Origin of the sequence: Amycolatopsis eburnea (assembly GCF_003937945.1) — a bacterium.
Taxonomy (GTDB): domain Bacteria; phylum Actinomycetota; class Actinomycetes; order Mycobacteriales; family Pseudonocardiaceae; genus Amycolatopsis; species Amycolatopsis eburnea.
Genome location: NZ_RSEC01000036.1, coordinates 641,121 through 660,998 on the forward strand (window position 1 = coordinate 641,121; position 19,878 = coordinate 660,998).

Sequence of the window (19,878 nt, forward strand, 5' to 3'; positions counted from 1 at the left end):
GGATGACGCTCGCCGAACTCCACCAGCTGCTGACCGCGGTCGTGGCTGGGCTCGCCGATGCGCGCGCCCACTCCGAGCGGGCCACGAGCCTGCTCGGGGAAGCCCGGCAGGCGCTCGTGGACGCCCAGGCCAAGGCCGATCCCTGGCTCCCTTCGCAGTACGCGCAGGCCGGCGAGGGGCTGGACCAGCTCCTCGTCCGCCTGGCCGCTGCCGAAGACCTGGTGAGCGGATACCGGTCGCGCCTGTAATCCTGCTAGGGACACCTTTTTCTTGGGGACGCCGATGGCCAACAAGTCAGCCGAGCAACGCAACCGCGTCGAGACCGCACTCGACCGGGTCCGCCATCAGATCGGGCTGGTGCTGGGCGCGGCGGCCGGGGCGCGTCAAGCCGCCGAAGCCGACCTCGCCAAGCTCGAGCTGGAGCGGGACATCGTCCGCGTCGGCATGAACCACGCCGCCGCCGAGCAGCAGAGCGAGTGGTCCCGCCACCCCGCCGCGCACGAAGTGTTCGGCGCGCTCGGCACCGTGCGAAGCGCTTTCTACACCGACTGGAGCCAGGGGCCCGCGACGCTGCGGGACCTCGTCTCGCACAACGCGCCCGGCCCGGCCGGGCTGCCGCCGGGCGACTGGCTCGGCACCGTCGGGCACAACCTCGGTCTCACGTCACCGGGTCTGTGGCGCGTCGGCTCCGCGACGGCCGCCGGCAACGACCCGACCCGCGTGTTCGACGTCGCCGTCCCGCTGCTCGACGAGTCGCACCTGGCGATCTCGTCGGCGCCCAAGACCCGGCCGGTGATCGACGGCATCGTGCAGAACCTGCTGGTCCGCGTGCTTTCCACGTTCGAGCCCGGCTCCGTCCGCGTGCACCTGTGGGACATCGGGCAGCTCACCGCGATCCTGCCCGACCTCTACCCGCTCAGCCACACCAGCGCGCTTTCGCTGTACGACCCGGGCCGGCTGGAGGACCTCCTCGACGAGCTGGCCGGGCACATCCGCCGCATCCACGCCAGCTGCATGTCCGCCGGGTTCACGTCGCTGCGGGAAATGCGGAAGGAGACCGAGCAGCGGGGCGAGCCGTTCCGCATCGTCGTGCTGTACGGCAACGGCGAAACCCTCGAACCCGAACGCGCCCGCGACCTCAAGCGCGTCGCGAGCGGTGCGCTGGCCGCCGGGATCTGCCTGATCATGGTCGACGTGCCGACCGCGGTGAGCGCGCCGGTCGAGACGCTGAGCCTGCTCGACGAGCGGCACGCGATCAGCAGCATGACCGGCACCGACCTGGTCGTCGACCTCGATCCGCCGATGCCGTCCGCGCAGGTCATCCGCGCCGTCGACAAGATCGCGAAGGCGTTGATCGCCAAGCAGGGCGGCCCGCGCTCGTTCGACGACCTGCTGCCCGCGGAGCTGGGCCACGAAAGCTCGGCGCGGGAACTGCGTGCCCCGGTCGGGTTCTTCGAAGGCGAGCCGGTCGAGGTCGTGATCGGCGACGCGAGCCCGCACGTCCTGATCGGCGGTCCGTCGGGTTCGGGCAAGACCAACTTCCTGTACGCGCTGATGGGCAGCATGGCGGCGCGGTACACCCCGGACGAGCTGGCGCTGTACCTGCTGGACTTCAAGGAAGGCGTCTCGTTCGCCGGGCTGGCCCCCGGCCGGAAGGACGCGAGCTGGCTGCCGCACGCGCGGCTCGTCGGCGTCAACGTCAACACCGACCGCGAGTTCGGCCTGGCGCTGCTGCGCTTCCTGGCCGACGAGCTGCGCCGCCGGTCCGCGGCCGCGAAGGAGCACGAGGTCACGAACCTCGCCGACCTGCGCGAAGCCGACCCGGGCGGGCACTGGCCGCGGATCGTCGCGGTGATCGACGAGTTCCAGTACCTGTTCGCCGGCCGCGACCAGGTGACGGCGGCGGCGACCCAGCTGCTGGAGGACATCGCGCGGCGCGGCCGGTCGCAGGGCATCCACCTGGTGCTGGCCAGCCAGGACGTCGCGGGCATCGAGGCGTTCTGGGGCAAGCCGGCGGTGTTCGAGCAGTGCACGCTGCGGATCGCGATGCCGAAGGCGCGGCGCGTGCTGGCCGAGACGAACAACGCGGCGGTGTCGGCGCCGAAGTGGCACGCGGTGATCAACCACGATTCCGGTGTCGCGCACGGCAACCAGCTGGCGCACGTGCCGGACGCGAGCAGCAAGAACGTGTTCGTCCGGCTCCAGCACCGGCTGTGGGAGGAGTACGCGGGCCGCTTCCCGCGCCCCCGCCTGTTCGACGGCGCGCACCAGCCCGTCCTCGAACAGTTCCCGGCGTACCTGGACCTCAAGCCGAACTCGAAGCCGCGCGCCCTGCTCGGCCAGTCGATCGACGTGACCGAGACGGCGTGCGGCGTCGACCTCCCACGCGCGCCGGGCCGCAACGTCGCGGTGCTCGGCTCGGCGACCGCGGAGGCACTGTCCATCATGGACTCCGCGGCGCGTTCGCTGTCCCGGCAGTACGAGCCCGGCGAGGTCGAGTTCGTACTGAGCTGCCCGATCGAGGCGTGCGGCCCGGCCGCGTGGGAGCTGACCGAGCGGCTGCGCGAAGACGGTCACGCGGCGTCGCTGGTCGAGGACCTGACCGGCGTGCTGGAAACGATGACCGGCTCGATGTCCGGCGGCCCGAAGGTGCTGCTCCTGTACGGAGTGGACGCGGCGCTGCCGGCGCTGGAGGCGAAAGCGGTGGGCCAGTTGAAGAGCGGGCTGGACCACCTGCGCGTGGTCCTGAAGCAGGGGCCGGGCCACGGCATCCACACGATCGGCTGGTGGCGCAGCATCGCCCGGCTCAAGGACACCCTCGGCTTCGCCGGCACCGACGACATCGGCACGTGGGCCGCGCTCGACGTCCAGGGCAACGAGCTGTCGCCGTTCGCGGCGGGCCAGGTCGTGCACTGGTCACCCCGTCCGGGCCGCGCGTTGTTCTTCGACCGCACGACCCACGGCGCCCCCGAAGTGATCATCCCGTTCCAGCGTCCGGAGAACGCGCAATGACCGACGACGGCGCCACCGCGGCCATGCGGTACAAGGAAATCATCGCCCTGTCCCGCGGCTCGGCGGAGAACCTGCGCGAGTGGGAGCTGCAGCGCGCCGAGACCCTGGAAGCGGAGATCGAAGCAGCCAAGGCCGCGATCGAGGTGGCGGCCGACCGCGAAAAGCGGGCCGCCGAGCGCGCGACGCGCTGGTGGAAGATGGCCCTGCACAACATCCAGGGCCTGCCGTGGCTGGACCCGGGCGACGAACCCCGCCCGGTCATGACGGCGCGTCCGGCTTACCTGGAGCGGTACCTCGAGGAGGTCAAGCCGAGCTACCAGGAGCTGGTGCAGGCGGTGTTGGGGTTGGGCTGGCGCGCGAAGCGGGCGGCGTCGAAGCGGGGCGAGCAGCCGCCACCGGCCTAGACGTCGAAGACGGTGTCGTAGAGCTCGTCGTCGTCGGCCGACGTTTGCCTGCGCGGCCGTTGTGGCGGTGCTTGCGGTGCCGGTGGCTGGGCGAGCGGCCTCCCGGCGGAGACCGCTTCCCGGATGGCGGCGGTGATGGTCCGGCTCAACGTGACGGCGTCGAACCGCATGGCTTCGGGCGCGAGCCGGACTTCGCTGACGACGCCGCCGGGCCCGGCGAGAACGGTGACGGACCGATCCGGCGAGGTGACGGTGGTGTGGTCACTCCCCGCGATGCCCGCGAGGAGGCGCTGGTTGTCGGCTTTGCGGTCTTCGATCTGCTTGAGCTGCCAGCGCATTTCCTCGATCAGCTGGGCGTTGTCGCTCATGCGATTCTCCCTGGCTGGTGCGGTGTGTACACGAACTCGTAGTACTTGAAGGCTCGATGGACGATCACGCTGTAGCCGCGGCTGCCGGCGACCCAGGCGAGGTCCTGCTCGGTAAGACCGTTCTCGATCATCCGGAGGTACACCTGAGCCCGGCCGTCCAGCTCCGCGGCCAGGAGCGCCATCTGCTTCTCGCGCGGCCTCATCGAACGCATCGTCCGGACGATGGTCAACGTCAGACCGCCGACGATCACCACGCCCCACAGCACGAGGAACATCACCCGCGCCGGGTCGCCATCCCCGGCCGAAGCCGCGAGAGTCAGATCGCCCACGGCCCCGGCCTTCCTGCCACGTAGGCGAACTCGTAGCGCAACGCCGTCGGGTTCGGGGTCATGGCGTAGCCCCGGGCGTAAGCCGTACTCGAAACCTGAGGAACGGGCAGCGGACAATCGGCGTACGGCACGTACACGATCGGGCGACCGTCGAGCTGCCGCGCCAGCTGCTGGACGGCGGTACGCCGGTTCTTCTCGAGCCGGCGTTTGACGACGAGGACCACCGCGAGGACCACGAGGACGATCCCCCCGACGACGACGAGAGTCCCGAAGTACTCGGCGTCACTGCCGTTGAACTTGGAGCCGGCGAGAGTCAGATCGCCCACGGCCCCGACCTCCCCGGCTGGTGCGGCGCGTAGACGAACTCGTAGTACTTGCCGACCTTGTGCTCGATCAGCCCGTACCCCCGGCTGTAACCCACACGAAGGAGATCCCCCTGGTCCAAGCCGGTTTCGTCGAACCGGAGGTAGAGCTGTCGACGGCCGTCGAGCCGGGCGGCCAGCAGTGCCATCTGGTGTTCCCGGGGTTTCCGGGATTTCCTGAACCGGATGACGTTGACCGTGACGCTGACGGCCAAGATCCCGCCGAACACGATGACGCCGAGTACGTAGGCCGCTGGAGAAGTCGGAGAATCCGTCGCAGCGGCGGCCACCACGCCCGTCATCCGCACTCCTGCTCGCTGCGGAGACTCCAAGCGACCTTTGCCGTGGCTTCGGCCACGGCGGGCCAGGCGTCCTCCGACTCGGCGACCACCGACAGGATCACCACGGACCGGCCGTCCGGCAGCGGGATCTGGTACTCCGCCCTGATCTGGGTGCGGACGTCGTGCTCGGGAAAGCGGAACTCGCCGCCGCTGAACGCCACGAGCGCCGGTCCGATCGGCAGCCGCACCGGTTGAACGACTGACTGCGGGTGGCGCGTGCGGTACTCGGCGGCCATCGCCGCGACGACGGCGTCCCGGTTGCCCGGCGCGGTCTCCGGCCACTGGACCACGCCCAGCGTCAGGGTCGCGACATCACCCTTTCGCCTGCCGACCGCGAACTTGCCGAACACGCGGATGCCGTTGGCCTGCATGGTCGGCACCAGCGCCATCAGGTAGCTGCCGAACTGCTCGATGCTCGTTCCGGCACCGGCCGCCAGGTTCTCGGCGACCGTCCAGGCGTGGCCACGGTTCATCTTGTCGTCGGTGCCCACCGGCATGCCCGCGAAGCCGGGAGGCAGGTCGATTTGCAGAGGCATCAGTTCCACACCTCGTCTTCCGCGCGCTCACGACGACGCTCCGGCGCGTTGTCCGCTTGGACGCCTGCCTCGGTCGCGTTCCCCAACGCCACCGCCGCCCACGGAGCAGGCCCGGCAACGATCGACGTGCCGGCCACGGCCCATTCGCCGGCGTCCTTGGGAACCCAGTAGTTCCTGAAGTCCCCCCACGGGCCTTCGAAGCTCTTGCCGGTGGCTCCCGCGGCCATCTCGCCCGTGAATTGCTCCGCCGGCAAGCCGTAGGTCCCCAGCTTGAGCGCCCAAGCCGGCACGCCTGGCACCATGCCCGCCAGCGAGGTGATCGCTCCGAGGGCATCGAAGGTCAGGGTCTCGGTGGCGACATCCGCTCCGGCGGCCTTCGCAAGCGCATGTCCGCCCAAAGCGCCCAGGCCCACGCCGGTCGCGAACGCGCCGACGACCTCGTCGGCCGGCTCGGGGAGCGAGTCGCTCAGCACTCCGAGAGCATTGCCGATGTCGCCCATCACGTCCGAGAGCTTCGACAGCAGCTCCGCGTGGTCCTGCACGAAGTCCCACGCGTCGTCCACGCCGTCCGCGATGGTGTTCGACAAGTCGACAAACGCTCCACCGACCGCGTCACCCAGCTTGTCGAGTACGTCCGGCTCGTCCGGAGCCAGCTCCTTCGCCTTCCGCAACGCCTCCGCGACCCGGCCCGCCGCCTCCCCATGCTCCTGCTGGAGCTGCTTCGCCGCGTCCTGGATGTTCTGGCAGCCGTCGATCGCGGACTGGAGCTGCCGGCCCGCGTTGTCCAACAGCCTCTGGGCGATCTGCAAGGACTGCTGATCCGGGAACGTCCGGTTCGCCAGCGCGAGGTCCGGGTTCGCCCGCGCCGCCTCCGCCGCCTGGGCCGCCGCCACCGCGCGAGTCTCCAGGTCCGCTGCGCGTTTCTGCAGGTCACCCAGCTGCTGAGCCCAGGCTTCGAGCGCGTCGGCCGCCTCGCCCATCGACCTGGCCGCGCCCTCGAGGTACTGCGGCAGCGGGCCGAGGCGCCGTGCGAAGGCGTCGCTCGCCTCGCCCTGCCAGATGCCCTGCTTCCGGACGATCCGGCGCAACGCGTCGTCGGCGTCGGTCAGGTCCTTGCTCACCGCCCGGTACTTGCCCGCCAGGTCGGTGATGCCGTCGAGGTCGCCGGGCGCCGGGTCGAAGCCCAGGGCCGGGAAGTCTCGCGTGCTCATCGGTCGAGCCCGTCCAGGATGCCGGTGATGCCGCCGGTCGCGCCGCCGCCGACCGGGCGGTCGTCACCGTCGGCCTGCTCGACGACGTCCGCCAGACCCTGGCGTTCGGCCAGCCGGTTGATCCCCGGCATCCCGCCGGTGATGCCACCGCCAACCATCCCGCCGTCCAGGTCCGCGCCCGGATCGGTCCGGTCGGCCAGGTCGTTGATGCCCGGCATCCCGCCGGTGACCCCACCGCCCACCGGGCCTCCGGCCGGCTGCCCCAGCCGAGGGTGGTTCCCCTTCACCCCGCCCGTGGGTTCGCCACCACCGGGACCGTCCCCCAGCACCGCCGTGCCGAACTTCCCCAGCTCACCGCTGAACTCGGCCTCGATCTGCTCGTACTTCTGCTTCGCCTGCTTCAACCGCTCCGTGATCCCCGAAGCCGCATCGCCGAGCCGCCCGATGCCGAACCGCCACGCCTCCTCGAACTCGACGCCCGCCTTGCCCAGATCGGCGTTCCCCAGCGAGCCGAACGCCCCGCCACCCCCGAGCCGCTGATTCGCGTCGGCCATCCGGCCCGCCGCCGTGTCCAGATCGCCGATGAGCTTGCCCAGCTCGTCGGCCTTCACCGCGTACCCGTCCACGCCACCCTCCCCTGTGGTCCTGTCCAACGTAGGACGGCAGTCCACCCTCCGCGGTTTCATCGTCACCCAAAGGAGCGAGCATGAGAAAGGCCCCCATCGGGTCAAACCCGATGGGGGCCCGGCCGAACCTCAGTGCCCGAAGACCTGCTCCAGGTAGTCGAGCAGGTCGTAAAGCCCGTCCTGCAGCGGGTTGCCCGCGCCCGGCCGGAACCGGATCACCTGCGGGTCGTGGTCGCTGGCTTGGTCGGCGAACTCCGCGTTGATGTGGACGACGTCGTAGTCCACCCCGCGCGGCGCATTCGACGCCAGGATGTGGTCCAGCACCTGCGACTGGCCCTCGAACACGTAGCTGTACCGCTCGGCTTCCGGCACCGACGCGATCAGGTCCTTCAGCGCGCCACCGGCGGTGAGCGTCTGGACCGCAGGCGAGAACGGGTAGTCGTTCAGGTCACCGGCCACCACGACGTTCGCGCTGCGGTCCGACGCCAGCAACGAATCCACGAACCCGCGCAGCACCGTGGCCTGCTTCGCGCGCTGCACCTCGGAACTGCGCGTCGGCGGCTGGAAGCGGCCGTGCGTCGGCTGGTCGCCGCCCTTGGAGTTGAAGTGGTTGGCGATGACGAAGACCGTGCGGCCCTTGAAGACGAACTCGCCGGCCAGCGGCTTGCGGCTCGACGTCCAGGCCTCGTTCGTCGGGTCGACGCGGCCCGGCGACGCCGTGAGGTGCGTCTTCCCGTGCTCGCGGACGACACCCACGGCCGACGTCGACGTCCCACCCGGACGGTCCACAAAGGACACGCGGGCCGGGTTGAACAGGAACGCCACGCGGATGTTGCCGCCCGGCTGGCCGCCGTCCTGGTCGTTGACCGGGTCGATCGAGCGCCACTGGTAGCGCGGCCCACCCTTGGCGACGATGGCGTCGGTGAACTTCTGCAGCGTCTGGTCCGCCGCGACGGTGCCGTCGTCGGTCGCGCCCGTGTTGTCCTGGATCTCTTCCAGGTTCACGATGTCCGGCGTCGCGAGGTGCGTCACGATCGCTTCGCCGAGCCGGTCGTACTTCGCCTGCGCGTCACCGGGCGCCAGGTTCTCGACGTTGTACGTCGCGACGGCCAGCTCACCGGTCCGCTGCTTGCGCGTGGTCTCGGCCTGCAGCCCATTGTCCTTTTCGGTCCCGAGCACGCTGGCGAACAGCGTGTAGCCGCCGAAGTTGCTGTACTCGACGGGACCCGAGGTGGTGCCGGTCAGCACGTCGCCGACGTTGAGCTTCGGGAACGGCCGCTGGTCGAACGGGATCAGCGACGACACCTTCATGACGCCGCTGTTGAGCTGGTCGTAGCCCAGGTAGACGCTGCCGCCGCGGACCGACTCGTGCTGGTCCGGCTTGGACGTCACGTACAGCTCGTTGAAGGAGTTCGACGGGCCGACGACGCGGGCGTCGGTGACCGAGACGATCTCGCTCTCGTGCGACTCCCAGAAGTCCAGCGCGTACTTGGCGGGCTCCAAGGTGAGCGGCTCGATGTTCCCGCCGGGCGACGGCGCGTACGTCGTCGGCACGGTGTCCGGGTTCAGCACGGTCGGCGCGGGCAGCGCGTTCCCGTGCGAGCCGACCGTCCACTGTGCACTGCTCAGCTCGGTGAGCGACTGGTAGTTCGACGTCGCCGGCGCGTCCGGGTAGAACTCGCGGACGGTGCCGGTCGCGGTCACCGCGTCGCCGACCGCGACGGCCGGGCTGGTCGAGCCGGTGAAGACGAACAGGCCCTCGCTGGTGCGCGGGTCGTTGTCCGGGTTCGGGTCGGTGAGCCAGAAGCCGCGCGACGAGCCGAACGTCCTGGTCGCCGTCACGACGCCGGTGACGTCGCTGACCTTCTTGTCCTTGAACGGCGAAATGCGCGTGGTGCCCTGGATTTCGTGGATCTTGGCCGGGGTGCCCGGTTCGGGGTTGCCGCCGCCGGTCGTCTCGCCCTTGGTGTTCGTCGGGGACGGGTCGCCGACGGTGAAGTCGGCCGCGTTGTCGTCCGTGTCGGCCAGCGACGCGGCGCGCGCGACGGACGTCGTGTTGGACGGCGCGGCCGTCGGAGAACCCTCGCGGACGGTCGCCGCGCCGAACCCGACGAGGTCCTTGACCCGGGTGTCGGCCGCGCAGTCCGCGGCGGTCTTGCAGGTCAGCGCGGTGGTGCCGGAGACGAGGGCGATCGTGCCCGCGGTCGCGGACATCGCGATCGCGCCGGTCGCGTCCGGGGCGGGCAGCGCGACCGTGCCGCCGCTGCCCTTGCCCTCGGCCACGAGGTAGCGCCCGCCCGGGGCGACGCTGCCGGTCAGCGGCGTGACCTGCCAGGTGCTCGACGGGCTGGCCGATCCGGGCAGGTACTGGACGCTGAAGCCGTCGACGCTCGTGGCCGCCGCGCCGTGGTTGGCGAGCTCGACGAAGTCGTTGGTCAACGTGGCGCCGGAGTTGCCACCGCCGCCGTAGACCTCGGCGATGACCGCGTCGGCGCTGGGTGCGGCGAGCGCGGCCGGCGCGGCCACGCCGCCGAGCACCAGGCCCGACGCGACGGCCACCGTGAAGGCGGCCTTGGATCTGTGGGTCTTGGTCACCCTGAGTCCCCTTTGTGCTTGAACAGTCGTGGCATAGTCCCCCGGGCAAGTGAGGAGGAGGAAGACAAAGATGCAACGATTCGTAACAACTACTTTCGTCGTCACTCGTTTGGCAGAGCAGGTTTTGTGATCACGCTGGTACTCGGCGGAGACGTCAACATCCAGGGCCGGGCCACCCCGGCGACGGCGTTCGAGCGGCTGAACCCGCTGCTCCAGGGCGCGGACCTCCGGTTCGTCAACCTCGAGGGCGCCGTCGACGCGCCGGTCGCCGAAGCCCTGACGGCGGCCGCCATCGACGTCGTCTCGTGCGCCAACGACCTCAGCTCGGTGGCGAGCCTCCCGGTCCTCGACCGCGCCGGGATCGCGCACTGCGGGGCCGGCGCGACCCCCGACGCCGCGCACGCCCCCGCCGTGCTCGACCGGTCGGGCGAGACGGTCGCGTTCCTCGCGTACACCGCGCTCCGGTCTCGCGGGCAAAGCGCGCTGCCGGACTTCCCCGGCGTCGCGCAAGCGTTTGCGACCACGGCGTACCAACCCGATCCGCGCGTCGCGGAGATCCCCGGCCGCCCGCCGCTCGTCCGCACGGCGCCGGTGCCCGAGCACCTCGACCGGCTCGTGTCCGACGTCCGGCAGGCGAAAGCGTCGAACGACCACGTCGTCGTCTCGATGCACTGGGGCCTGCCGGGGCCGGAACTGACCGAATACCAGGTCACCTACGGGCGCGCGGCGATCGACGCCGGCGCCGACCTGGTCGTCGGCCACGGGCCGCACACCATCCAGGCCGTCGAGGTCCACCGCGGCCGCCCGATCCTCTACAGCCTCGGCAACCTCGTCTTCGACTGGCCGGCGATGCGCGGCCGGCACGTCGACGGGCTGCTGGCGGGCTGCATGTTCGGCGCCGAACCTCGGCTCGAGCTGATCCCGGTGCGGCGGAACGCGGACAACGAGTGCGAGCCACTGGCCGGGGAGGACGCGAGCAAGGTGCTTCGGTACTTCGCGGACGTCTCGGCACTGCGTTCGACCAAGGTGTCCGTCCACGAAGGAATCGCCTCGGTGTCCGGATTAGGTGTTGGCGCGTAACGGAATGCGCGCGTTCCGTGACAGCCGCACACGGGTTTGTCACCCATCCGGCGCATCTGCCTTAAATGAAGCTCAAGGGCCGGAACAACCTGCGTGAAGCGGCGGTACGGTCTGCATGAGCCGCCGGAAAAGTGGCACAGACCACTCCCCGACAGCTCGCGGTCGGCACGACACGGGGGGAGGGAGAACGATCATGTGGGGGCTGATTGTTCTCAGCTGCGTGTTCGTGCTGGTGCTGGGGATAGCCGCGGTCGTGGACCTTCGGGACCACGACCGCGGCGAGCACCGGGTCTAGCGCACCGCCTGCCTCCCCTTGTAGCGGCCGAGCAGCGTGCGCGCGCCGGCCAGCGCGACCCGCCCGGCGCCCTTCGCGCTCGCGGCCAGGAAGGTCGTCCAGTCGAAGTAGTCGCGCCAGAGGACGATCCGGCCGCCTTCGACCTCGAACGTGCCGCACACCCAGAACTCCGCTTCCCACGCGCCGCGGCGCAGCACGTCGGTGCGCTCGGTGAGCACGACGTTGCCGTCCGCGGCGATGTGGTGCGTGCGCGCCTCGAAACCCGAGCCGTACTTGGCCATGAAACGCAGCTGTTTTTCGACCGCGGCGACGCCGCGAGCGGGCGGCAACGGCACGTTCTGGTACACGATGTCGCTCGCCGCGAACGTCAGCGCGCGGTCCACGTCGAGGTCTTCGAGGGCCTTGAGGAAACCGGTCACCACTGCTTGGGGTTCATCGGTCATGCCCCCAGGCTAAGGCTCAGAACGGCCGGTCGCCCGCGATGGCGACGCGCTCCGCGATCCGGACGTGCGGGTGGTAGTCGTTGACCGCGTAGTGCTGCGTCGCGCGGTTGTCCCAGAACGCCACCGAATTCGGCCGCCAGCTGAACCGGACCTGGAACTCGGGCGTGTGGGCCTGCAGGAACAGGTACCGCAGCAGCCGGTCGCTCTCGTCGCGGTCCAGGCCGACGATGTGCGTGGTGAAGGCCTGGTTGACGAACAGGGTGCGCCGCCCGGTCTCCGGGTGCGTCCGGACCACCGGGTGCTCGACCGGCGGGAAGCGGTCCTGCCAGCGCGCGAGGAGCGCCGGATCGGAGAAGCGGTCGAAGCCGGGGAGGTAGTCGTGGACGGCGGTGAGCCCGTCGATGCGCGCGCGGACGTCCGCGGGCAGGTTGTCGTAGGCGGCGGCCATGTCGGCCCACATCGTGTCCCCGCCGACCGGCGGCACCTCGATCAGCCGCAGCACCGAGCCGAGCGCCGGCTTCGGCCGCCAGGTGACGTCGACGTGCCAGATGTTCTCGTAGCCGGGCATGGCCGCGGTGCGCTCGAAGCGCGTGACGGCGTCGTCGTCGCCCTTCGGGATGAACGGGTTGGTCTCCAGCTCACCCCAGTTCGCGGCGAACGCGCGCTGCTGCGCCGACGTGATGTCCTGGTCGCGGAAGAAGAGCACCTTCCACTCGAGCAGGGCGCGGTTGAGCTCTTCGCGCAGCTCGGGCGTGAGCGGCTCGCGCAGGTCGACGCCGTCGACCTCGGCGCCGATCACCCGGCTCAGCGGCCGGAGGGTGAACAGCTCGAACCCCTCCCGCGGATCCCGCAGCAGACGCGGGCCTTCGACGATGCCACCGGTGGGCGTGACGGCCTCGCGCAGCTGAATCCGGGCAGGCAGATCTACGGACATGGTTGTGCTCCAAGGGTTTTCGGGAGTGTTCGGACGCCGGGCTCGCGTCAGGCAGGGGGCGAGCCCAGGCGGCCGCGGCGCAGCAGGAGCTCCACGACGCCCTCACCGATCGACCGCTGCACGGCGCGGCCGAGCCACCGGACGGGGGTGCGTTCCGAGGTGGCAGGCATGAACCCATGGTCCGCGCCGTCCCGCCTCGCGGTCAAGACGTCCACTTGTTGGAACGTGCCGAACGGCGCAGGTCACCGCGATGCGGGCGGCCCGGGCGCATGAGGCAAGATCTTCCACGATCGGGTGAGCGCCCTTGACGACGGAGGTCCCCATGCCGGAAGGCAGAGGCTCGCGGATCGACCCGGACCGGCTCCGCGCGGCGGCCGACCTGCTCGACCAGGCCACGGCCGCCGACGACAAAGCGGCAGGCCGGTTCGCCGAGGCCCGCGTCGACTCGACGCCGTTCGGCATCTCGCCGCAGGCCCGCGAGCTGGCGGCCCGCTGGGCGGCCGCGCTGGCCGCGCGCGAGGCCGACGCCCGCGTCCTCGGCGACGCGACGTCCGACCTGGCGGGCCGGCTGCGCATGGCGGCGGAGAGCACCCGGAGCACCGGCTTCCGGGGCCGGATCGCGGTGGCGCCGTGACCTCCCTCGCCGAGGTCTTCGAACACCCGGCCCTGACGACGGCGGCGGCCGAGCTGTCGTCGCTCCGCTCGGCGGCCGGCCGCCTCGGCGTCCCGGACCCGGTGGCGGCGCTGCGGCGCCTGGACTGCGCCCCGTCCGCGATCCGCACGTCGGCGTCGACGGTCGACGCGGGCTCGCTGGTGGTGACGTCGGCCCAGGAGGAGTTCCGCGCCGGCGTCGACCGCGCGGAAACCGGCGGCAGCACGGAAACGTTCGGCACCTGGGCGGACACAGTGGACGGTCAGTACGGCGCGGCCGTCCGCGCCGCCGCGGCCACGGCCGCACTGGGCGCCCGGATCGCGACGCACCTGGACGAACTGGCGGAGTCGGCGGCGACGGAGGTGCGCGCCATCGCGTCCGCCGCTTCCGCGTCGGTGGCGGCGGTGCTGACTGGCGACCGCTCGGCCGAGGTGGTCAGCGACGTCAGCACCGCGTGCACCGCCGTGCTGCGAACGGTCTCCGCGAAGGTGGCGTCGTTGTCTTCGCTGGCGGAGGAGCTGGAGCCGTTGACGAGCCCCGCGGTCGAGCTCGGCTGAAGTGTCACCTTCGCGTTCACAACTCCGCGACGTGCCGCCAGTCCGCGCCCTGAGCTGACGCCCCGGCCTCCGCTTTGAGCATTCCTTCGCGCAGAACAGCGGTCAGCCGTTCGGTCGTCGCGATGACCGAAGTGAGTCCTTCGCGACTGACCGCGCTGGCCAACACGCCGACCAAGGCATCTCCGGTTCCGACCAGACCGTTGCCGGAGAGCTGCCGGGTGACCTTCAGGTCGACGCTGGTGTTGCCGGCGTATGCCACGAGGCCGGCTGAGCCGGCCGTGACGACGACCAGCCTCGGCCCGAGGTCGCTCAGCAGCGCGGCCAGCCGGGCAGGTGGTTCCACCGAGCCGACGATCAACTCCGCTTCCACGACGTTCGCTTTGACGATGTCGGCTCGAGCGACTTCGGGTCTGAGCAGGCCGGCGAACTGGGCTTCACTTTCCCAGAGCGACTCCCGGTAGTTCACGTCGCACATGATCAAGCCGCCGGAACTGCGGACCTGATCCTTGATGATCTTCAACGAAGATGTCATCGGCGATTCGCCGACGAGCGAAAGGGAGCCGTAGACGAGCACGCCGATTTCGGCGGGATCGAGCGCAAGCACCTGTTCATCGGTGATCTGCAGGTCCGCATCCCGGATGAATTCGAACTTTTCGTTGGTTCCGCGATCCGGATAACCGAAGGCAATCGAGGTGGCCGCGTTTTCCACCACGCTGATCGCCCGGGTGTCGATACCTTCGGCTTCGGCACAAGAAAGCAGCCACTTTCCCAACCCGTCGGCCCCGACCGAGGAGATCAGCAGCGGCCGCGCCCCGGAACCCGCCGCACTCGCCGCCGAGTTCGCCGGCGCACCCCCGGGGTGGTACGACGCCGACCGCGCCTTTCCCAGCAGGACGTCGACGAGGAACTCGCCGTAGAAGGCCGGCTGCCGGTTCACACCCCTGCCTCCGCATTGACCATCGAGACGACCCATTGGCCTGCTTCGACGTCGAGACACGAAACGCCGCAGTTGACGATCTTCAGCGCCCGATAGCTCTCCGGCCCGAGGCCAAGCGCCTTCAGCACCAAGAGCCGGATGACCGCGTCGTGGGTGTACACCGCACAAGGCGAGTCGAGCGCTTGATCAGCGAGCGCGTTGATCGCGTCGACCGCGCGCGCCTGCACCTCGGACAGCGGCTCTTGTCCAGCCAGCTCAACCTGGTGCGGCGCGGTTCGCCACAGCTGGTAAACGTCCGGGTAAGCCTGTTCCACTTCACTCTTGAGCCGCCCGTCCCAAAGCGGGCTCGTCCGGATTTCATTGAACCCCTCGACCACCTGCAGTCTGTTTCCGGAAATCCGGGCGAGCGGTTCGGCCGTCTCGCGCGCCCGCCGGAGAGGACTGCAGTAGATCCGGGTGACCCCCTTGCCCGTCAGGTACTTCGCCGTGGCCTCGATCAAATCGGCTTGCCCCGGGACGATCGGCTCGTCGGTGCGCCCGGCGAACCTTCCCTCCTGGTTCGAGCGGGTCCGCGCATGCCTGACCAGAAAGATCTTCAAGGATCATCCCCCTCCTTCTTCACCCTCGATCATAAGCGCCGGGGTACTTCGCCATGTATTCCGCGGTGTTTCGTCTTATTTCATCGGCGTGCCGAGCGTCACGAATATCCAGCTCGCCAAAGATTTCGGTGTTGTCATAGTAATGCGCGAGTTCGACGCGGCTCAGCTCGTGCGGGTTGTTGAGCCGCACCAGCTGATCGCGGTCGACTCCAGGCGGCGGTGCGAAGTAGTCTCGTCCAGCCCGTTTCAACGGGCCATTGTAGCTTCCGCGGGCATCTCGCAGGCGTACAATTTTCGAAGCGTTCACGACGAGTGACCGGATTCCCTTTCCCGCGGCGAAGTGGATCGCCTCGGAAAGGCGGTTGACGATGGGTTCACCAGCGTCGTTGAGAGATGTGTTGCCCAGGACCGGAACGCCCGTGCTCTGAGCAAACCCGGTCAGCACCGCGAAAAGCGCCGGATTGGCACGCTCGGTCACCGACTGCACCCTCGCCGTACCGTCGAGGTGCAGCACGCCCGGCACTTCCCGTTTCGCGGTCTCGGTTGCCGCAAAATTCAACAGCATGAAGGGAGAGGGCCGGTAGTCCTCGAAGTACTTCGCTCCTTCGCTGTCGAGTACAACCGGTGCCACCGGGCGCCACCATTGCCGCTTCTTGATGGCGTTCAACCGATCCTTCACCGCGCTCGACCTGGGGTCCGCCAGAAGCGACCGGTTTCCCAACGCACGTGGACCCATCTCGGCCGCACCGTTGACCCACGCAACAATTCCCTCATCTTCGATCAGCGAAACAATCTCGTCGATCGACACCTCTGCTACTTCGTCTACCAGTGACGTGACGAGCGCGATCTCATCGTCGATCTCACCCGGCCCCTGGCCGTAGTAGGCGGAATCCAGCTCTACGGTCACCTGACCACTCCGCAAAGCGGGGAAGAACGCTGCCAGGCCGACACCGAGCGCGATGCCGCTATCACTGGCACACGGGGGAATCTGATGTCCGGCAAAAGAAAATTCGCTGATCAGGCTCGAGTTGGTCGGGCAGTTGAGCGCAAACCCGCCGGCCAGGCCGAGTCGAAACCGGCTCAGGTCGACACCGAAGTCCCGCTCGACTTCATGCAAGTTTCTCCGGACGATGCGCAGGGACAATTCGGCCACCTGCTTCATGACCGCGCTCACCCGATGCTCGAGCGCGGTGAAACGATCGTCATCGGGTGGCGAAGACCAGTCGCCTCGGCGTTCCGCGGCGTCGACGTGCGCTGTCAAAGAATCGAACACCTGAGGTACGGATATCCGGGCGGCCATATCGCGAAAGTCAAGCTCGTCGAACTGCGCCAGGTCGAAATCAACCGCAGCAGAGCTCGCCGACGCCAGCGCCATGAGCGTTCCCTCACGCAGACCGAACTTCGTCTTCGCGAAAGACCAGAGCCGACCAGGCGACGCGCAATCGAAGAAGTGCATTTCAGTGCCGTCGATCAGGCATCCAGGGTAGTAGTGCCGCTTCCTCGCGTCGGACTCGAAAAGCGTATCCGGTCCACCGTCCAGCGACATCACCACCGTTGGCTCACTCCACGGGGACGGCCGCTGGTGGAAGATCGCCGTCATGACATGCGCGATCCCGTGAAAGGAGTAGCGCTGATCGAAAGGCTTCAGATAATCTCTGCTCGTCTCGATTCCCGGAGTTCCCCAAATTTCGACGACTTCACTCGGGTCAACCCCTTCCTCGGCCAGCAAGTCACGAATGAGCCGCTCGAAGGCGGCTGCGTCGTGGATCGCCAGCTGATGCTGCTTGATCCCGCTGATGCGTTCGAATTCCCAGTAGCGCCGCAGGTTGAGCCGTCCGGCGTCGAGCCGCCAGAGAGCGACACTGTGGTCGTGCCGCAACCTGACATCCAACATGTTCTTCAACGGCCCGACATCGATGTACGAGGAGAGGTAGTAGCCGTCGATCATCGATGTCGGTTCCCCTCAGCTCAGAGCGGAGCAGCAGGCCACTGGGACGATCAGTTCGAGGGTAGTCACGGGATCTCCGGTTGGCTACCTCCCGTTCCGCCGCGGCCCCGACGACACTCATCCGGCCTAATCCGGCAGCACCCCGCACGGTCGCGAACCCCGCACAGCCGCTGATATCTACGCCGGCATCGAACTCACGCAGAACCCTTGTCGGCGGAAGCGGAGTCGGCTTTCCAAGTCACCGTGATTTCAAAGTTCGCCTCTGCCGAAGTCTTGGCGACAAACCAGTCCGAACCGCCACTCACCTTGACGCCGAACTTTACCTTCGCCTCAGTCGGCTTCGCTTTCTTGACTTTTTCGATGATAACTCGAGCCGCTTCGATGGCCGGCTCGGCAGCGCGTGCCACATGGCCGACGATCTGCCCCGGCGAGGCCGGTCGAAACCCGGCGGTGGGCTCGATCTCGACCCTGACCACCGTTTCACCGTCTACCCCGTACGACACGACCTCGGAAGCCACAGCGAAAATCCTTCCTGGAGCAGTCTGAGTTCCAGCCTTACCGCACTGAACAATACCCGACTAGTCGCCCGAAAGAACAAAATCCGCCGTAAATTTCCTGATCGTCTCGGCCGAGACGCCGGCACTCCGCAAGAAATTGACGGACCCGCCCAGTTCCACGTCAACCAGACCCAAGAAGCTTTCGATGGTCTCCGCCTGCAGCGGCGGCACGTCGTCAGCCGTATGATTCTCGTTGTGGTAAATCGGGTTCTCGGCAAGCCGCTTCGAGACCTGACTGAGGTGATGATTGCTGGCGGTGTAGTCGACAGCGATTTCACGCCGGTCCACATCGACGGCGTCGAGCAGGATCGCCGCGGTGACCCCCGTACGGTCGCGACCCGCCGCGCAGTGGAACAGCGCACCGGCACCACCAGCGACTTCCGCAGCGATCGCCTCGAAGGTCTGCGCCACGGCAGCAGCTCCTTCGGTGAGGTTCTTCACGTAAACACGCGCGAGATCGCTGGGGAAAGCAACCGGAAACGGCTCCCGGCCGATCTTGCCTTCGGGAAGAATCGAGAAGTTCAGCGTCTGGACACCGGGAATGCTCACCGGCGGGTGGATGAGCTGTTCTTCCTGTGTGCGCAGGTCGATCACCAGGCGGATTCCGAGTTGCCCGAAGAGCAGATCACGATCCCTTGGTGACAGCCTGTGCAAGGCGTCTCCACGCCAGACGAGCCCTTCGCGGGTGCGACCGCCGGTTCCGGTCGGCAAGCCTCCCAGGTCACGCACATTCCAAGCTCCGTCAAGCTCCAGGATCCTCATCTTGCTCCAGTTCTGACGTCGAAGATCCGACTACTCTACGCCACCAAGCTTCGATGAGGACCCGAGAACATCCGCGTGGGCGACCACTCCGGTACAAGCCGGACCCCCGGCCAGCTGGGCTGACCGGGGGTCCGGATGAGAGCGGTGGCGGTGGGATTTGAACCCACGGACGGGATTAACCGTCACACGATTTCGAGTCGTGCTCCTTCGGCCGCTCGGACACGCCACCGCCGAGAACAATACCGGAGGGTCCGGCGGCCGCTCACGAGGGGTCGCCTCCGCCGTCCGAACACCACCTGACCTGGGCTCCGGGCGACAACTCAGCGCCGCGTCGCGAAGTACGTCTCGAGCAACCCCGCGCACCGGTCCACCAGCACTCCGCCGTGGACCTCCGGGCGGTGGTTGAGACGTCGGTCACGCACGACGTCCCACAGCGACCCCACCGCGCCCGTCTTCGGCTCCCACGCGCCGAACACCAGGCGTGAGATGCGGGCCAGCACCAGGGCGCCCGCGCACATCGTGCACGGCTCCAGCGTCACCGCCAGGGTGCAGCCCTCCAGGCGCCAGCCGTCGCCGACCACGCCCGCCGCCGCGCGCAGCGCCAGGATCTCCGCGTGGGCCGTCGGGTCGCCGAGCTCCGTGCGGGCGTTGCGGGCCGCCGCCAGCGGGCGGCCGTCGGGGCCGAACACGACCGCCCCGATCGGGACGTCCGTGCCGGGGGCGCGCGCCGCTTCCAGCGCCGCCTCCACGGCCTCGGTGTCGGACGGGCGTCTCAGAGCTCGTCCAGGAGCTTGGCGAACTCGCTGCCGAACCCGCAGCGCTGCGCGACCATCTGCAGCTGCTCGTCCGGGTAGAGGTCGACCTCGCCGACGATGACCTCCAGCTCCGGCGCCGGCAGGCCGAGGTCCGCCAGGAGCCCCAGGTCGCCCTCGGGCCAGACGGAGTCGTCCTCCTCGTCCGGCGGGTCGACGCGCAGGACGTCGAGGACGTCCGCCGCGATGTCGTAGTCCAGCGCCGCCGCCGCGTCCGAAAGCAGCAACGACGGCCCACGCGGGCTCGGCCGGACGATCACGAAGAACTCGTCGTCGACCGCCAAGAGCCCGAAGGCCGCACCGGTGGAACGTAGTTTGCCCAGCTCCGTGATCGCCGCGTCCAGTTCGGTCAACGCCCCCGGGTCGAGCGCACTGCACCGCCACCGACCGTCTTCCCGGACCACGGCCACCGCGAAGCCCGTGACCGGCTCATCCACCGCCATGCGCACACCGTATTCCGCTGCCCGACCGAACGCACGCACGGTGCGCCCGAAGCGCCGCATGGGGCACTATCGGGA

The 19,878-nt window shown here is 69.0% G+C and carries 24 protein-coding genes and 1 tRNA gene; 6 read left to right on the top strand and 19 right to left on the bottom strand.

The window, feature by feature from the left end; translation table 11 throughout:
* Positions 1–2: 2 nt before the first annotated feature.
* From EIY87_RS15625 to EIY87_RS15635, 3 genes are read left to right on the top strand one after another with little or no spacing between them, the layout of a single operon-like run.
* Positions 3–248: a hypothetical protein gene (locus EIY87_RS15625; protein ID WP_125308449.1), complete on the top strand. Its 246-nt coding sequence runs from the start codon at positions 3–5 to the stop codon at positions 246–248.
* 34 nt (positions 249–282) lie between these two features.
* The gene (locus tag EIY87_RS15630; protein WP_125308451.1) at positions 283–3,012 is read left to right on the top strand and encodes an FtsK/SpoIIIE domain-containing protein; all 2,730 of its coding nucleotides are present in this window, start codon (positions 283–285) and stop codon (positions 3,010–3,012) included.
* Complete coding sequence (locus EIY87_RS15635) at positions 3,009–3,416, top strand: hypothetical protein (protein ID WP_125308455.1); 408 nt, start codon at positions 3,009–3,011, stop codon at positions 3,414–3,416. The genes EIY87_RS15630 and EIY87_RS15635 overlap by 4 nt, the downstream gene beginning before the upstream one ends.
* Here EIY87_RS15635 and EIY87_RS15640 read toward each other — a convergent pair.
* The 8 genes from EIY87_RS15640 to EIY87_RS15675 form a co-directional block, all read right to left on the bottom strand.
* Positions 3,413–3,784, bottom strand: coding sequence for a YbaB/EbfC family nucleoid-associated protein (locus EIY87_RS15640; protein ID WP_125308459.1), 372 nt, complete (start codon positions 3,782–3,784; stop codon positions 3,413–3,415). The two genes, EIY87_RS15635 and EIY87_RS15640, sit on opposite strands and share 4 nt — an antisense overlap.
* A complete protein-coding gene (locus EIY87_RS15645; protein ID WP_225439886.1) occupies positions 3,781–4,113 on the bottom strand; it encodes a hypothetical protein in 333 nt (110 codons plus the stop codon). Before EIY87_RS15645 ends, EIY87_RS15640 begins: the two co-directional genes overlap by 4 nt.
* On the bottom strand, positions 4,101–4,439 hold the full coding sequence (locus EIY87_RS15650) for a hypothetical protein (protein WP_125308462.1): 339 nt from the start codon (positions 4,437–4,439) through the stop codon (positions 4,101–4,103). Before EIY87_RS15650 ends, EIY87_RS15645 begins: the two co-directional genes overlap by 13 nt.
* The gene (locus EIY87_RS15655; RefSeq protein WP_225439887.1) at positions 4,427–4,777 is read right to left on the bottom strand and encodes a hypothetical protein; all 351 of its coding nucleotides are present in this window, start codon (positions 4,775–4,777) and stop codon (positions 4,427–4,429) included. Before EIY87_RS15655 ends, EIY87_RS15650 begins: the two co-directional genes overlap by 13 nt.
* Entirely contained in the window at positions 4,774–5,352 is a 579-nt protein-coding gene (locus EIY87_RS15660) for a hypothetical protein (RefSeq protein WP_225439888.1), read from the bottom strand. Before EIY87_RS15660 ends, EIY87_RS15655 begins: the two co-directional genes overlap by 4 nt.
* Positions 5,352–6,563: a WXG100 family type VII secretion target gene (locus tag EIY87_RS15665; RefSeq protein WP_125308469.1), complete on the bottom strand. Its 1,212-nt coding sequence runs from the start codon at positions 6,561–6,563 to the stop codon at positions 5,352–5,354. Before EIY87_RS15665 ends, EIY87_RS15660 begins: the two co-directional genes overlap by 1 nt.
* The gene (locus tag EIY87_RS15670; RefSeq protein WP_125308473.1) at positions 6,560–7,189 is read right to left on the bottom strand and encodes a hypothetical protein; all 630 of its coding nucleotides are present in this window, start codon (positions 7,187–7,189) and stop codon (positions 6,560–6,562) included. Before EIY87_RS15670 ends, EIY87_RS15665 begins: the two co-directional genes overlap by 4 nt.
* Positions 7,190–7,318: 129 nt before the next feature.
* Positions 7,319–9,784: an endonuclease/exonuclease/phosphatase family protein gene (locus EIY87_RS15675; RefSeq protein ID WP_125308477.1), complete on the bottom strand. Its 2,466-nt coding sequence runs from the start codon at positions 9,782–9,784 to the stop codon at positions 7,319–7,321.
* Positions 9,785–9,910: 126 nt separating this feature from the next.
* Here EIY87_RS15675 and EIY87_RS15680 point away from each other — a divergent pair, with 126 nt between their 5' ends.
* Complete coding sequence (locus EIY87_RS15680; RefSeq protein WP_125308482.1) at positions 9,911–10,864, top strand: CapA family protein; 954 nt, start codon at positions 9,911–9,913, stop codon at positions 10,862–10,864.
* Positions 10,865–11,155: 291 nt separating this feature from the next.
* Here EIY87_RS15680 and EIY87_RS15685 read toward each other — a convergent pair whose 3' ends face one another.
* From EIY87_RS15685 to EIY87_RS48915, 3 genes are read right to left on the bottom strand one after another with little or no spacing between them, the layout of a single operon-like run.
* On the bottom strand, positions 11,156–11,602 hold the full coding sequence (locus tag EIY87_RS15685; protein ID WP_166640483.1) for a limonene-1,2-epoxide hydrolase family protein: 447 nt from the start codon (positions 11,600–11,602) through the stop codon (positions 11,156–11,158).
* Between the two features lie 16 nt (positions 11,603–11,618).
* Positions 11,619–12,536, bottom strand: coding sequence for a TauD/TfdA dioxygenase family protein (locus tag EIY87_RS15690; RefSeq protein ID WP_125308485.1), 918 nt, complete (start codon positions 12,534–12,536; stop codon positions 11,619–11,621).
* A 47-nt stretch (positions 12,537–12,583) separates the two neighbouring features.
* On the bottom strand, positions 12,584–12,706 hold the full coding sequence (locus EIY87_RS48915) for a hypothetical protein (RefSeq protein WP_263855611.1): 123 nt from the start codon (positions 12,704–12,706) through the stop codon (positions 12,584–12,586).
* A 152-nt stretch (positions 12,707–12,858) separates the two neighbouring features.
* Between EIY87_RS48915 and EIY87_RS15695 the strand changes: the two genes are divergently transcribed.
* Complete coding sequence (locus tag EIY87_RS15695) at positions 12,859–13,170, top strand: hypothetical protein (RefSeq protein ID WP_225439889.1); 312 nt, start codon at positions 12,859–12,861, stop codon at positions 13,168–13,170.
* Positions 13,167–13,745 (top strand): hypothetical protein, encoded by a 579-nt coding sequence (locus EIY87_RS15700; protein WP_125308491.1) that lies wholly within the window; start codon positions 13,167–13,169, stop codon positions 13,743–13,745. Before EIY87_RS15695 ends, EIY87_RS15700 begins: the two co-directional genes overlap by 4 nt.
* A 16-nt stretch (positions 13,746–13,761) precedes the next feature.
* Here EIY87_RS15700 and EIY87_RS15705 read toward each other — a convergent pair whose 3' ends face one another.
* The 8 genes from EIY87_RS15705 to EIY87_RS15740 all read right to left on the bottom strand — a co-directional run bounded on the left by EIY87_RS15705 (position 13,762) and on the right by EIY87_RS15740 (position 19,803).
* On the bottom strand, positions 13,762–14,682 hold the full coding sequence (locus tag EIY87_RS15705) for a PfkB family carbohydrate kinase (protein WP_158641305.1): 921 nt from the start codon (positions 14,680–14,682) through the stop codon (positions 13,762–13,764).
* A complete protein-coding gene (locus tag EIY87_RS15710; RefSeq protein WP_125308497.1) occupies positions 14,679–15,281 on the bottom strand; it encodes a histidine phosphatase family protein in 603 nt (200 codons plus the stop codon). Before EIY87_RS15710 ends, EIY87_RS15705 begins: the two co-directional genes overlap by 4 nt.
* A 19-nt stretch (positions 15,282–15,300) precedes the next feature.
* Positions 15,301–17,229, bottom strand: coding sequence for a carbamoyltransferase C-terminal domain-containing protein (locus EIY87_RS15715; protein WP_125308501.1), 1,929 nt, complete (start codon positions 17,227–17,229; stop codon positions 15,301–15,303).
* A gap of 194 nt (positions 17,230–17,423) precedes the next feature.
* Entirely contained in the window at positions 17,424–17,747 is a 324-nt protein-coding gene (locus EIY87_RS15720) for a CU044_2847 family protein (protein ID WP_125308506.1), read from the bottom strand.
* A 60-nt stretch (positions 17,748–17,807) separates the two neighbouring features.
* Positions 17,808–18,548 carry a tyrosine-protein phosphatase gene (locus EIY87_RS15725; RefSeq protein WP_125308509.1) on the bottom strand — a complete coding sequence of 247 codons (741 nt, stop codon included), beginning with the start codon at positions 18,546–18,548 and terminating at the stop codon, positions 17,808–17,810.
* A gap of 142 nt (positions 18,549–18,690) precedes the next feature.
* Positions 18,691–18,777 (bottom strand) — tRNA-Ser (locus tag EIY87_RS15730).
* Between the two features lie 91 nt (positions 18,778–18,868).
* Positions 18,869–19,297 (bottom strand): nucleoside deaminase, encoded by a 429-nt coding sequence (locus tag EIY87_RS15735; protein WP_125308512.1) that lies wholly within the window; start codon positions 19,295–19,297, stop codon positions 18,869–18,871.
* A 23-nt stretch (positions 19,298–19,320) separates the two neighbouring features.
* On the bottom strand, positions 19,321–19,803 hold the full coding sequence (locus EIY87_RS15740; RefSeq protein ID WP_203612659.1) for a tRNA adenosine deaminase-associated protein: 483 nt from the start codon (positions 19,801–19,803) through the stop codon (positions 19,321–19,323).
* Between the last annotated feature and the right edge of the window lie 75 nt (positions 19,804–19,878).